Genomic DNA, 14,586 nt, shown 5'->3' on the forward strand with positions numbered 1-14,586 from the left:
AGGATCTATAGGAGGCGATTTATATGTATATAGGAATAGATTTAGGGGGAACTAACGTAGGAATTGGTATTGTGGATAGTGATAATAAGTTAATATACAAAGATTCAATTCCTACTAAAAGGGAAAACGGATTCAATGACATTATTGAAGATATAATAGCATTGATTTCTAAGACTATAAATGTTAATAATATACCTAAATCTCATATACAGGGTATAGGAATAGGTATACCTGGAATAGTGGATCCTAAAAGCCAAATCATAATTGATTGTGTAAATCTCAGGTGGAATAATGTAGATATCAAGAGTGCTATTGAGGAGAAATTAAGTATTCCGGTTTTCGTAGGTAATGATGCTACTGTAGCTGGAGTAGCTGAATTGGTAGTTGGAGCTATGAAAGGCTATCATACGGGAGTTTTACTAACCTTAGGAACCGGTATTGGTGGAGGCATAATAATTAATGGACATGTATATGATGGGTTCCACGGAATAGGCTCTGAAATTGGGCATATGATAGTGGGAGAAAATTATTATGATTGCAATTGTGGGAGAAATGGATGTTTAGAAACCTTTTCCTCATCTACAGCTATAATAAAGCATGCAAGAAAACTGATTGAAGAAGGAAATGATTCAGCTATTATGACTGAAGTTAAAGGTAATTTAAATAGTATTGATGGAAAAGTTATATTTGACCAAGCTAAGGCAGGAGACAAGGTAGCTTGTAAAGTAATTGGTAGAATGACAAATTATTTAGCTATAGGAATTATGAATATTATTTCTATAGTAGATCCTGAAGTTTTTGTAATAGGAGGTGGTTTATCAGCTGCAGGAGAGTATTTTATTTCTATGTTAAGGGAAAAAGTATCTCAAATAACTTATTATAAAGGTATGGATGTAGGGAAAATTTTATTATCTGGCATTGGAAATGATGGTGGTATTATAGGAGCAGCTTCTCTGTGTAAATATAGATAAAAAATATATATATAATAAAAGCATTTATGGATATAAATAGTATTCCATAGGTGCTTTTAATTTCATTCACAATTTATCCATAAAATATTTCGAAAAAATCTAAAATTGAATTATATGTATAGCACATATAAAAAAAATATGAAATTTTCAAATAAAGGTTTATTTTTTTTGAAGTTTGTATTATTATATAAATAAAGACGAATAATAAATGTATTATATTATATAATGTTCGTATATATTAAAGGGGGATACGTTAAATGAATAAAATATTCACCATTTATGTTGAAAAAAAATCAGAATTTAATAAGGATGCACAAGAATTATTAAGAGAAGTTAAAAACTTATTATCAATAAAAAGCATAAATGATATAAGGTTAATAAATAAATATGATATTTGTGGTATTACAAATGAAGAGTTGGAAGCATTAAAATATACGGTATTAAGTGAAAAGAATACCGATAATATATATGAGGAAAATATAGATTTAGAAGGAAGTAATTACTTTGTAGTTGAATACCATGAAGGCCAGTATGATCAAAGGGCTGATTCAGCAGCTCAATGTATTCAACTAATTACACAAAAGGAAGCTCCACAAGTTAAGACAGCGAAAGTAATAGCTTTATATGGAGAGGTTACCAAAGAAGAAATTAAAAAAATAAAGAATTATTATATAAATTCTGTAGATTCTAAGGAAAGTTCACTAAAGAAAAAAGAAATTATAATGGAAGATCAACAATTGCCATCAGAGGTAGAGATAATAGATGGATTTATAAATATGAATGAAAGTGAATTGCAGAATTTTTTAAAGGAAAAAGGGTTATCTTTAAGTATTGGAGATATAGTTCTTATAAGAAATTACTTTAAAAGAGAAGATAGAAATCCTACAATTACAGAAATAAAAGTATTAGATACTTATTGGTCAGATCACTGTAGACATACTACTTTTCAAAGAGTATTAACAGATGTAGATTTTGAGGAAGGAAAGTATATAGAGCCTGTTAAAAAAGGGTTCGAAGTATATAAGAACTACAGAAGAGAAGTATATAAAGATAGAGAAAAGCCAATAACTTTGATGGATATGGCAGTTATAGCTATGAAGAAGCTAAGAAAAGATGGAAAACTTGAAAAATTAGATCAATCTGAAGAGATAAATGCATGTAGTATAGTTATCGATGTGGATGTTAATGGTAAGCTAGAAAAGTATCTTCTAATGTTTAAAAACGAAACGCATAATCATCCAACAGAAATTGAACCTTTTGGAGGCGCCTCAACTTGTCTTGGAGGAGCTATAAGAGATCCACTATCAGGTAGAAGTTATGTATTTGGAGCTATGAGAATTACTGGTTCTGGAGACCCAAGAAAAGCCATAGAGGAAACTTTAGTAGGGAAGCTTCCGCAAAGAAAGATTACGAAGGAAGCAGCAAAAGGATATAGTAGCTATGGAAATCAAATTGGACTTGCTACAGGATATGTAAGAGAAATTTATGATGAAGGGTATGTAGCTAAGAGAATGGAAGTGGGAGCAGTGATTGGAGCAGCTCCTGCAAAAAATGTTATTAGAGAAGTACCAACTCCAGGAGATGTAGTAATATTACTTGGAGGAAGAACAGGAAGAGATGGAATTGGTGGAGCCTCAGGATCATCTAAGGAGCACAATGAAAAATCCATTGACAACTGTAGTTCAGAAGTTCAAAAGGGGAATGCACCTACAGAGAGAAAAATCCAGAGATTATTTAGAAAAAATGAAGTTACAACATTGATAAAGAGATGTAATGATTTTGGCGCTGGTGGAGTTTCTGTAGCAATTGGAGAACTTGCTGATGGAATTAAAATTAACTTAGATAAAGTTAAGAAAAAATATGAAGGTTTAGATGGAACTGAATTAGCTATATCAGAGTCACAAGAAAGAATGGCTGTAGTGGTTTCACAAAAAGATGTAAAGAAATTTATAACTCTTTGTGAGGAAGAAAATTTAGAAGCTACAGTAGTGGCAATGGTAACTGAAGAAAAATCCATGATTATTACATGGCAAGGAACAGAAATAGTTAATCTAAAGAGAGATTTCTTAGATACAAACGGTGCTAGTACTTATGGTAAGGTTCAGGTTACTGCACCCAAAGAAGAAGATAACTACTTTAACAAGAAAAATATTAAGTTATCACTAAAGGAAGCCTTTGAAGAATTGTCTAAGGACTTAAATGTGATGTCACAAAGGGGTCTTATGAATATATTTGACTCCACCATAGGAGGAAATACAGTATTAATGCCATATGGAGGAGAAACTCAAAGAACTCAAGTGGATGGGATGGTATTTAAGATACCAGTGGAAAATGGAGAGACTACTACTACAGCTTTAATGGCGCATGGTTATAATCCTAAAATTTCGAAATGGAGTCCCTTCCATGGAGCATTATATGCAGTGGTAGAGAGTATTACTAAACTAGTAGCTTTAGGTGGAGATATAAATGGAATTTACCTTTCTTTCCAAGAGTATTTTGAAAAGTTAGGAGATGACCCTAAAAAGTGGGGAAAACCATTTGCAGCATTACTTGGTGGACTATATGCACAGCACAATTTAGAAATAGCAGCAATAGGTGGCAAGGATAGTATGTCTGGAACATTTAAAGACCTAAAGGTTCCACCTACATTAATAAGTTTTGCTGTGACTACAGGAAACATAGACAATACAATAAGTAATGACTTTAAGAAAGTTGGAAGTAAAGTTATAGTTATAAATGCGCCTATAAAGGAAGATTTTACTCCAGATTTTAAAGTGTTAAATAATAACTATAGATTGGTAAGTGAACTAATAAAGTCAAGAAAAATTTTAGCAAGTGGAAGTATAAATTATGGTGGTGCTTTAGAAGTTATTTCTAAAATGTGCTTTGGAAATAATATAGGTATTGAGTTAAATGAGAAAGTATCTATGGAGCAGCTTCAAGGATTTGGGTATGGATCTATCATACTAGAAGTTAACCAGAATTTTAATATGGATAATGAAAACATAATTTATCTTGGAGATACAATAGAAGAACATGCAATAGTAAGAGTAAATGAAAAAATTAACTTAAATAAGTTAGCTAGTTCATATGAAGATGGCCTTGAAGAAATTTTCAATAAAAACTACGGAAAAGATAGAATAAATCATCTTGAAATGAAGGACGAAATTTTATTTGATAGAAGCAAAAGAGATGAAAATTTAAAAGTATCACCAATGATTAAGATTGCAAAACCTAAGGTACTTATTCCGATTTTCCCTGGAACAAACTGTGAATATGATTGTGAGAGGGCTTTCTTAAAAGCAGGAGCATTGGTTGAAACTGTTATATTTAATAATTTATCTCCTGAACATATAGGGCAATCTATATTGAATATGGAGAAAAGTATAAAAGAATCTCAAATAATTATGTTACCTGGAGGATTTTCAGCGGGAGATGAGCCAGATGGTTCAGGTAAGTTTATAAATGCCATATTTAGAAATGAAAGAGTTAAAAATGCTGTTATGGAGTTATTAAACAATAGAGATGGCTTGATGCTAGGAATTTGCAATGGATTCCAAGCTCTTATAAAACTAGGACTTGTACCTTATGGAGAAATAAGAGATATTGCTGAAGATAGCCCAACTTTAACCCATAATTTAATTGGAAGTCACCAAAGTACTATGGTAAATACTAAAATAGTGAGTAATAAATCACCATGGCTTAGTGAGTGTAATGAAGGTGAAATTTATAAAGTTCCAATTTCTCATGGTGAAGGAAGATTTGTTGCCAATGAAAATGTGGTAAGAGAATTATTTAAAAATGGTCAGGTTGCAACTCAGTATGTAGATAATAGCTGTAATCCAACCTATAATATAAACTTTAATCCAAATGGATCTGTATATGCAATTGAAGGAATCACAAGTATAGATGGAAGAGTATTTGGAAAGATGGCTCACAGTGAGAGAGTAGGAAATGGTGTTCTTAAAAATGTATTAGGTGAACATGATATGAAAATCTTCCAGAGTGGAGTTAAGTATTTTAAATAAGATTTGTAGATGTGGAGGAGAATTAAATGAAGGTAGCAATTATATTTGGAAGTAAATCAGACACAGAGGTAATGAGAGGTGCAGCGAAATGCTTAAGAGAATTTAATATCCCTTTCCAAGCTCATGTGTTGTCAGCTCATAGGGTGCCAGAAAAATTAACAGAAGTTTTAAAAAAGCTAGAGGAAGAAGGCTGTGAAGCAATTATAGCTGGAGCAGGGCTAGCAGCTCATCTTCCAGGAGTTATAGCTTCAAAAACTATTATACCAGTAATAGGGGTTCCAATAAATGCAGCTATAAATGGCGTGGACTCTCTTTATTCAATAGTACAGATGCCAAAATCAATTCCAGTGGCTACTGTAGGAATAAATAATAGTTATAACGGTGGAATGATGGCAGTACAAATGCTTTCAGTAAAGTACCCAGAAATTAAAGATAAATTAAAGGAATATAGAAAAAATATGAAAGAAAATTTTATAAAGGAAAATGAAGCGGGGGTAGAATTATAATGGATATGAAAAATTTTATTTATGAAGGAAAAGCAAAGAGAATATTTAAAACTGAAAAGGAAGATGAAGTACTTGTTTACTACAAGGATGATGCAACAGCTTTTAATGGTGAGAAGAAGGCATCAATAGCTTCAAAGGGAATACTAAATAATACTATCAGTTCCATAATCTTTGAAATGTTAAAAGAAAAAGGAATAAAGACTCACTTTGTTGAAAAAATTAGTGATAGAGAACAAATATGTAAGAAGGTAGATATAATTCCACTAGAAGTTATAGTTAGAAATATAGCTGCTGGAAGTATGGCTAAGAGATATGGGGTTGAAGAGGGTACAGAGCTTAAGAATACAGTACTTGAAATTAGTTATAAAAATGATGATTTAGGAGACCCTTTAATGAATGACTATCATGCTATGGCCTTAGGAATAGTCACAAAAGAGGAACTAGATTATATATATGACCAAGCTTCTAAAGTAAATAAGATACTTACTGAATTTTTCTTGAATCAAGATATAAAATTAGTAGATTTTAAATTGGAATTTGGAAAACTTAATGGACAAATATTACTAGCAGATGAAGTTTCTCCAGATACATGTAGATTATGGGATCTTAAAACAGGAGAAAAGCTTGATAAAGATAGATTTAGAAGAGAGCTAGGAGATTTAGTAGAAGGATATACAAAGGTACTTGAAAGAATTAAGTAATTAATTATTAGCAAGAGTATTATTTAGGAGGAAACAGTAATGGATTTTAAGTTTAAGGCTTCTAGTTACGATGGATATGAGTGTTATGATGAAGATAAATTTCATGATGAGTGTGGGGTATATGGTATATATAGTAAAAAAGATAATTTAGATGTGGCAAAAAGGACATACTATGGTCTTTATGCCCTTCAACATAGAGGTCAAGAAAGCGCAGGAATAGCAACCTTTGATGGAAGCGATATGAATTGCCATAAAGATATGGGTCTTGTATCTGAAATATTTAGTAAGAAAACACTAAAGGAATTAAAGGGATATGGTGCAATTGGGCATGTAAGATATTCTACAGCAGGCGGAAGTTCATTAAAAAATGCTCAACCACTTATGGGAAAATTTAAGCTAGGAAACATTGCTATAGCTCACAATGGAAATTTAACTAATGCTGATATCATTAAAGAACTTTTAGAAGAATCAGGGTGTATGTTTCAAACATCTACTGATACTGAGGTAATTATAAATCTTATTTCTAGAGGTGCTAAGAAAGGTATACTTCAAAGTGTAATTGATTCTATGCAAGCAATAAAAGGTTCCTTTGCTATTGTAATATTAACTGAAAATGAGTTAATAGGAGTCAGAGATCCTTATGGAATTAGACCACTATGCCTTGGTAAAATAAATGAAAGTTATGTATTAGCATCAGAAAGTTGTGCACTTAATGCTACAGGTGCTGAATTTATAAGAGATGTTGAACCTGGTGAAGTAGTTGTAATTAATGAAGAAGGTGTAAAATCCATAAAGTTTGGTGAAAAATCTAAGCTTGCCACCTGTTCTTTTGAATATATATATTTTGCAAGACCAGATAGTGTTATAGATGGAATTAGTGTTAATAATTCTAGATATAAAGCAGGAATTAAGCTTTATGAAGTGGCATCTGTGGAAGCTGATATAGTAGTTGGGGTACCAGATTCAGGAATGTCAGCTGCAATGGGATATGCAAAGGCATCAGGTATACCTATAGATATGGCACTTATTAAGAATAAATACATTGGAAGAACTTTTATAGCCCCAACGCAAGAAGAGAGAGAAGCTTCTGTAAATGTTAAGCTTAATGTGATAAAAGAAAATGTTTTTGGTAAAAGAGTGGTTTTAATAGATGATTCTATAGTACGTGGAACCACAAGTAAGAGATTGGTAACTATGCTTAAGGAAGCTGGGGCTTCAGAAGTTCATTTTAGAGTTTGCTCTCCTATGGTTAAATATCCTTGTTATTATGGTATTGATATACCTTATAGAAGTCAGCTTATAGGTGAGAAAATGAATGAAAAAGAAATAGGGGAAGTTATTGGAGCAGATAGTCTAGTCTATCTTTCAAAAGAAAACTTATTAGAATGTCTTGATAGTGACCATGGATTTTGTTGTGGATGTTTTGATGGAGAGTATCCAATATCAGCACCAGTTAAATTTTAGTAAGGAGTGATATAGAATGATAACATATAAAGATGCAGGGGTTAATATAGAAGAAGGTTATAAAGCGGTAAAACTTATGAAAGAATATACAGCAAGAACTTTAACTTCATCGGTTTTAAATGGGATTGGAAGTTTTGCTGGAATGGTAAAACTACCGGAAGGATATAAAAAACCTGTACTAGTTTCAGGTACTGATGGAGTAGGGACTAAGATTGAAATTGCAATCAAGCTTAAAAAATTTGATACAGTAGGGATAGACTGTGTAGCTATGTGTGTTAATGATATTCTATGTCATGGTGCTAAGCCTTTATTTTTCCTAGATTATATTGCTTGTGGAAAATTAGATTCTCTAATAGCCAGTGATATTGTAAAAGGTGTTAGTGAAGGATGTCTACAAAGTTATGCTTCACTTATTGGAGGAGAAACAGCAGAAATGCCAGGAATGTATAATTTAGGAGATTATGATCTTGCAGGATTTGCTGTTGGTATTGTAGATGAAGATGAAATTATAGATGGAAGTAAAATTAAAGAAGGGGATGCACTTATAGGCATAACTTCTTCTGGTGTACACAGTAATGGCTATTCCCTTGTAAGAAAAGTTGTTGAGAATTATGATGAAGTCCTTGAAGGAAGAACCATAGGAGAAATTCTATTAGAACCAACAAAGATATATGTTAAGCCCGTATTAGCACTTATGAAGAAATTTGATATCCATGGAATGTCACATATAACTGGCGGTGGATTTTATGAAAATGTACCAAGAATGTTTAAAGATAACTTTACAGCAGAGATAAAAAAGGATTCTTTCCCAAGACAACCTATATTCCAATATTTAATTAATAAAGGCGTAGACGAGTATCATATGTTTAATACATTTAACATGGGAATAGGTATGGTTCTTGCGGTAGATAGCTCTGTTAAAAATGATGTGATTAATGAACTTAAAGCTCTTGGAGAAGAAGCTTATGAAATAGGTAAAGTACAAACTGGAGGTGGAGGAGTTTGCTTAATATAGCAGTATTAGTTTCGGGTGGAGGAACTAATCTCCAGTCTATCATTGATAACATTAAAAATGGATATTTAAAAGATGTAAATATTAAGTATGTCATAAGTGATAGAGAAGGAACCTATGGAATAGAAAGAGCTAGAGCACACAATATTGATACTTTAGTCTTAGATAGAAAGATATATAAGAAAGAGCTAAGCAATAAAATTTATGAAGTATTAAAGGATAAGGTGGATTTAGTTGTTCTTGCGGGATATTTGTCAATTATATCATCTCCTTTAGTAGATGGTTTTAAGGAGAAAATAATTAATATTCATCCTTCACTTATTCCAAGCTTTTGTGGAAAAGGAATGTATGGAATTAAAGTTCATGAAGCTGCAATAGATTATGGTGTAAAAGTTAGTGGATGTACAGTACATTTTGTAGATGAAAATACAGATACAGGAGCTATAATTATCCAGAATGTAGTAAATGTAAAATCAGATGACACTCCAGAAAAGCTACAAAAAAGAATATTAGAAGAAGAACATAAAGCTTTGCCATTAGCTATAAAGCTTATGAGTGAGCATAAGATTTTTATAGAGGATAGAAAAGTTATTATAAAGGAGTAATGGAATTATGAAAAGAGCTTTAATAAGTGTTTATGATAAGAATGGAATTGTAGAGTTTACAAAATTCTTAGTAGAGCATGGGATAGAAGTTATATCTACTGGTGGTACCTATAGTCTTTTAAAGAAAAATAACATAGAAGTTAAAGAAGTAGCAGAAGTTACAAAGGCAGCAGAAATGTTAGATGGAAGAGTAAAAACACTACACCCTGTAGTTCATGGAGGTATCCTTGCTATTAGAGATAATGAGGAGCACATGAAGACTTTAAAAGAAAGAGAAATAAAAACTATAGATTTAGTATGTGTTAATCTATATCCTTTCTTTGAAAAAGCTAATGAGGGATTAACCTTTGAAGAAACAGTAGAATTTATAGATATAGGTGGTCCAACAATGCTTAGAAGTGCTGCTAAAAACTTTAAAGATGTGGTAGTAATAAGTGATGTAGAAGATTATAAAATAGTTATGGAGGAAATGAAGGAAAGTGGAGAAGTTTCCTTTGAAACTCGTAAATATCTTGCTATGAAGGTATTTAACTTAACCACAGCCTATGATAGTGCAATATGTGAATACTTATTAAACCACATGGAGAATAAGGATAAGCATTCAAATAAGTATTTATCCTTATCTTATGAAAAAATGGAAGATTTAAGATATGGAGAAAATCCTCATCAAGAAGCTTCTGTATTTACTAATACAAATAAAACTGGAATGCTTAATAATATTGTAATATTAAATGGTAAGGCACTTTCTTACAATAATATAAAGGATATGGATATAGCTTGGAAAGTGGTAAATGAATTTGAAGAAATTACCTGTTGTGCTTTGAAACATAATACACCATGCGGAGTTGCGGTGGGTGATTCTGCTTTAGACGCTTATAGTAAAGCATATAGTTGTGATAATGTTTCAATTTTTGGAGGTATAGTAGCCATTAATACTAAAGTAACTAAAGAGGCAGCAGAAGAAATGAAAAAAACTTTCTTAGAAATTGTTATTGCGCCTGAGTTCGAAGAAGAAGCTTTAGAAGTACTTAAAACAAAGAAAAATCTAAGAGTTATAAAATGTACGAGTAAACCAAGTGATAAAAAAGAAGTTATTTCTGTAGATGGAGGTATATTAGTACAGGATGTAGATAGAAAGCTTTATGAGGAATTAAAAGTAGTTACAAAAGCAAACCCTTCAAAGGAACATATGAGGGATATGATATTTGGAATGAAGGTTTGTAAATATGTAAAGTCCAATGCTATAGTAGTAGTTAAGGATGGTATGGCCAAGGGAATAGCTGGTGGACAAGTTAATAGAATTTGGGCTACAACTCAAGCTATAGATAGAGCTGGAGATGGAGTAATCCTTGCTTCTGATGGGTTCTTCCCATTTAGAGATTGTGTAGATGAAGCTAGTAAACATAATATAAAAGGAATAATTCAGCCAGGTGGATCTATGAGAGACAATGAGAGCATTGAGGCATGCAATGAGTATGGCATACCTATGGTTTTATCAGGAATGAGACATTTTAAACATTAGTATCCTATAAGTTAAACTTGAGGTGATTTTATGAAAATTTTAGTCATAGGAAATGGTGGAAGAGAACATGCTATAGCATGGAAACTCGGTGAGAGTGATAAGGTTTCAAAGATATACTGTGCTCCAGGAAATGGTGGTACTTCTATGGAACATAAATGTGAAAATATTAATTTAACAGGTAATGATAAACTTCTAAAATTTGCTTTAGAAAATTCTATAGATTTAACTGTAGTTGGACCAGAAGTATACCTATGTAATGGTATAGTAGATTTATTTAAAAGTCACAATCTAAAAATATTTGGACCTAGTAAGAAAGCAGCAACTCTTGAAGGAAGCAAAACCTTTGCTAAGGAATTTATGAAAAAATACGGAGTGAAAACTGCAGCTTATGAAGCTTTTAAAGATTCAAAGAAGGCTTTAGAGTATTTGGAAAAGGCTGAATATCCAATAGTTATAAAAGCTGATGGACTTGCTGCAGGTAAGGGCGTTGTTATAGCTGAAACTAAGGAAGAAGGAATTTTAGCCATTAATGATTTCATGGTTAATGATACTTTTGGAGGAGCGGGTAAGGAAATTATAATTGAAGAATTCTTACGAGGTGTAGAAGCTTCAATATTGAGTATTACGGATGGAAATACTATAATTCCATTTATATCATCTAAGGATCATAAAACTGTATTTGAGGATAATAAGGGACCTAATACAGGTGGAATGGGAACTGTGGCTCCAAACCCATACTGTAATGAAAGTGTTTTAAAAGCCTTTAAAGAGGATATTTTAAAGCCAACGCTTAAGGGGATACAGGAAGAAAATCTAGACTATATAGGAATAATATTCTTTGGATTGATGATTTGCGAAAAAGGAGTATATCTTTTAGAGTATAATGTTAGAATGGGTGATCCAGAAACACAGGTGGTGTTACCTCTTATGGAGAGTTATTTTATTGATATAATTGAAGCTGCAATAGAAGGAAAACTTAGTGATGATATAGTTAAGTTTAAAAATAAGACAGCTTGTTGTGTTATAGGCTCTTCGAAAGGATATCCGGGGAGATATGAAAAAGGTGAGTTAATTACAGGTATTGATAGTTGCAGTGAAAAGGTATTTATTGCTGGAGCTGATTCCATATATAATAAATTAATTACTAATGGTGGTAGAGTTTTAGGAGTTACAGCTCTTGGAGATAATCTAGAAGAGGCAAGAGAAAAGGCTTATAAAGGGATATTACAAGTAAATTTTAATGGAATGTATTATAGAAAAGATATAGGTAAATAAATACTGAAATAAGAAAATGCTAAGGAGGTGGAATATAGCTACTCCTTAGCATTTTTATTTATATACTCACTATATTATATATTTATAGTCTTTGTGAAAATTTCAGAAAATGGTTTTCATAAGTAAATCTACATTTATTTAAAATCTAGTTTATAGAGTAGTCTTGATTGTAAAATAGTTAAAGAAAAGAGAAAAGGGTATAATTTTATTAATTTAAGGTATATGAAGTAACTTTAAATCCTATAATATACAGTGAGGAAGTTCTTACGAATTTATTACAATATGTTTTTTATGTTGAAATAAATTCGTACATAATGTATTATAATCAATGTGTATATTTATGTGTTAAAAAATATATACCAAAATATGTAAAAAGTATTAACAAAATTAGTAAAAATGTGTAAGATATATATAGAGGATTTTAAGAACACATTATTATGTAAAACTATAAAATAATTTCCATTATGATAATAACATATTATATATGGAAGAATAGAAAAATAAAGGTGAAGATTATGTTTAATTTAATATTATTAATTATTATGTCTCCATATACTGCATTATTTACCGGAGTATATACTACTTATAGAGTTATAAAGATGAGAGAAGAAATACAGAAAAATAGTTGGAATATGGGATTGGTTCTTTTGTTTCTTTGGTCTCTATTAGCTGGACTTCTTAATAAAAGTATTATGTCTGCCGCTGTTTCAATAGTTTTTTTCTTATATTTTACTATAAGTGTAGTATTACAAAACTATTGCAAGACAGAAGAGAAATTGGAAATAATATGTAATTATTTAATTAAGTTTTCAATTTTTTCGGGAATTGTTGGAATTATAGAAAAGGTTACTTTTGCATATTTCCCAATGGAACTGTGGAAAAAATTTTTAGGTGTACCATTGGAGGTTTCAACTAATCATAGAATTTTTAGTACTTTTGGAAATCCGAACATAGCTGGAGATTGGTTTGCTATTATGATGATAATGGCCATATACTATGCTTCTAATAGTAAAAGTGTTAAGGTGAAGTTGGCATATTATAGTGCTACAGCTCTATTTTTAATAAATCTTTGTTTAACTGGCTCAAGAGGGGTTTTTATTGGATTAATATTTGGATTAGTTTCCCTATTACTATTGAAAGTAAAAAGAAATAAGAGTGATATAATAATTGTTATATCTATTTTATTAGTTATAGGTATAGTAGGTTTTACTCCTCCAAAAGTATCTGATATTTCTCAAGAGATTACTGGTCATCAGATGGAGAGGTCTTTTGACACTAGAGAAGAAATATGGCTAGGATCTTTAAAGATGATAGATGAGAAACCATTGATTGGTTGGGGAATGTTAGGAACTATAGAGCATGGTAATGAATATTCAAGATATAGTTCTGTTATTAATCATTCTCATAATATATGGCTATCATTATTAACTTCTTTAGGAGTAATCGGACTTTTAATTTACTTATATATAAGAGCAAATATCTATAAAGATTTAATATATCTTTATAAATCTGGATATAGTAGTGTAGCTTTACTTATGGCAATACAGGTAGTTGTTTTAGTTCATGGAGTAATTGATTTTACAATAATAACTCCACAAATAGGAATACTATTTATTGGATCATCATCTATAGTCACGGCTCTAGCAAAAGAAAGTGTTAGTGTGTTTTCAAAAAGAAGAAGTATAGCTGTATAGTTATTAAGTTTTGTAAAAGCTTTTATGAAGAAGTTTATTCTCATAAAAGCTTTTTTTATATATTAGAGCTTAAGTAAAGGCTAAGTACAGGATTTTCATTTATTAAAATTATATATGTAATTAGTATAATAGATTAATTTATATTGTTGTATTAATATTACCAATAAGTATTATTATACTTATCAATAATTAGTATTGGTAAATTGCTATATAAAGCAATAAAATGAAATTAAGAAATTTATAACAAGGTTTTAATAGGGGGCATTACATTATGAATCTAAAGTATTTAAAAGAGCTGGAACAGCCTATTAGAGAAAAGTTGATGAGAGAAGAGTTGGGGGAAGAAAAGTGCAAAATAATTGATAAATTCAATTTACATCCCAATGAAAACTTATATTGGGAAAGAGTAGAGCCAAAATACCCTAATCAAGAATATTTTAGTCATAAACTAGCCACGAAGAGTACGCCTATAGGGATAATATTTCATATAAATAGATTATGTTATGCAAAAACTAAATATTTTGAACAGAATTGGGATAAATTTGTTCCATGTATATATAGTTATATAAATAATTTTGTAGAAACGGAAATCTATAATATGGAGTATATCAAACATAAAAGTACAGGTATAATTCTAGATTTGCGAGAACTTGCAAAAATTCATTGGATAGATGATTTCAGAGCCATATGTACTTACTTAGAGGAGAAAGAGATAGAAATGCAATCCTAATAGAAAAATTAAATTTATAAGAGCTTAGTTATCATCTGATAATTAAGCTCTATTTTTAGTGCGCCCAGCATGGGCGTA

At 31.0% G+C, this 14,586-nt stretch carries 11 protein-coding genes; all 11 read left to right on the top strand.

The window, feature by feature from the left end:
* The first annotated feature begins 23 nt into the window (after positions 1–23).
* The 11 genes from B3B03_RS12475 (at position 24) to B3B03_RS12525 (ending at position 14,508) form a co-directional block, all read left to right on the top strand.
* Entirely contained in the window at positions 24–971 is a 948-nt protein-coding gene (locus tag B3B03_RS12475) for an ROK family protein (protein WP_346848061.1), read from the top strand.
* A gap of 257 nt (positions 972–1,228) precedes the next feature.
* Positions 1,229–4,999, top strand: coding sequence for a phosphoribosylformylglycinamidine synthase (locus B3B03_RS12480; protein WP_346877470.1), 3,771 nt, complete (start codon positions 1,229–1,231; stop codon positions 4,997–4,999).
* A 26-nt stretch (positions 5,000–5,025) separates the two neighbouring features.
* The gene (gene purE, locus B3B03_RS12485; protein ID WP_346848063.1) at positions 5,026–5,505 is read left to right on the top strand and encodes a 5-(carboxyamino)imidazole ribonucleotide mutase; all 480 of its coding nucleotides are present in this window, start codon (positions 5,026–5,028) and stop codon (positions 5,503–5,505) included.
* Complete coding sequence (gene purC, locus B3B03_RS12490) at positions 5,505–6,206, top strand: phosphoribosylaminoimidazolesuccinocarboxamide synthase (RefSeq protein WP_035132920.1); 702 nt, start codon at positions 5,505–5,507, stop codon at positions 6,204–6,206. Before purE ends, purC begins: the two co-directional genes overlap by 1 nt.
* Before the next feature lie 39 nt (positions 6,207–6,245).
* Positions 6,246–7,670, top strand: coding sequence for an amidophosphoribosyltransferase (gene purF, locus B3B03_RS12495; RefSeq protein ID WP_346877471.1), 1,425 nt, complete (start codon positions 6,246–6,248; stop codon positions 7,668–7,670).
* A gap of 16 nt (positions 7,671–7,686) precedes the next feature.
* Complete coding sequence (purM, locus tag B3B03_RS12500) at positions 7,687–8,685, top strand: phosphoribosylformylglycinamidine cyclo-ligase (protein WP_346848065.1); 999 nt, start codon at positions 7,687–7,689, stop codon at positions 8,683–8,685.
* Complete coding sequence (gene purN / locus B3B03_RS12505; protein WP_346877472.1) at positions 8,673–9,287, top strand: phosphoribosylglycinamide formyltransferase; 615 nt, start codon at positions 8,673–8,675, stop codon at positions 9,285–9,287. Before purM ends, purN begins: the two co-directional genes overlap by 13 nt.
* A 4-nt stretch (positions 9,288–9,291) precedes the next feature.
* Positions 9,292–10,809, top strand: coding sequence for a bifunctional phosphoribosylaminoimidazolecarboxamide formyltransferase/IMP cyclohydrolase (gene purH / locus B3B03_RS12510; protein ID WP_346877478.1), 1,518 nt, complete (start codon positions 9,292–9,294; stop codon positions 10,807–10,809).
* A gap of 30 nt (positions 10,810–10,839) precedes the next feature.
* The gene (gene purD, locus B3B03_RS12515; protein WP_346877473.1) at positions 10,840–12,084 is read left to right on the top strand and encodes a phosphoribosylamine--glycine ligase; all 1,245 of its coding nucleotides are present in this window, start codon (positions 10,840–10,842) and stop codon (positions 12,082–12,084) included.
* Positions 12,085–12,599: 515 nt separating this feature from the next.
* The gene (locus tag B3B03_RS12520; protein ID WP_346848068.1) at positions 12,600–13,778 is read left to right on the top strand and encodes an O-antigen ligase family protein; all 1,179 of its coding nucleotides are present in this window, start codon (positions 12,600–12,602) and stop codon (positions 13,776–13,778) included.
* A 271-nt stretch (positions 13,779–14,049) separates the two neighbouring features.
* The gene (locus B3B03_RS12525; protein WP_346848069.1) at positions 14,050–14,508 is read left to right on the top strand and encodes a hypothetical protein; all 459 of its coding nucleotides are present in this window, start codon (positions 14,050–14,052) and stop codon (positions 14,506–14,508) included.
* Positions 14,509–14,586 lie beyond the last annotated feature (78 nt).

Source organism: Clostridium sp. UBA5712 (assembly GCF_002419845.1).
GTDB lineage: Bacteria > Bacillota > Clostridia > Clostridiales > Clostridiaceae > Clostridium_J > Clostridium_J sulfidigenes.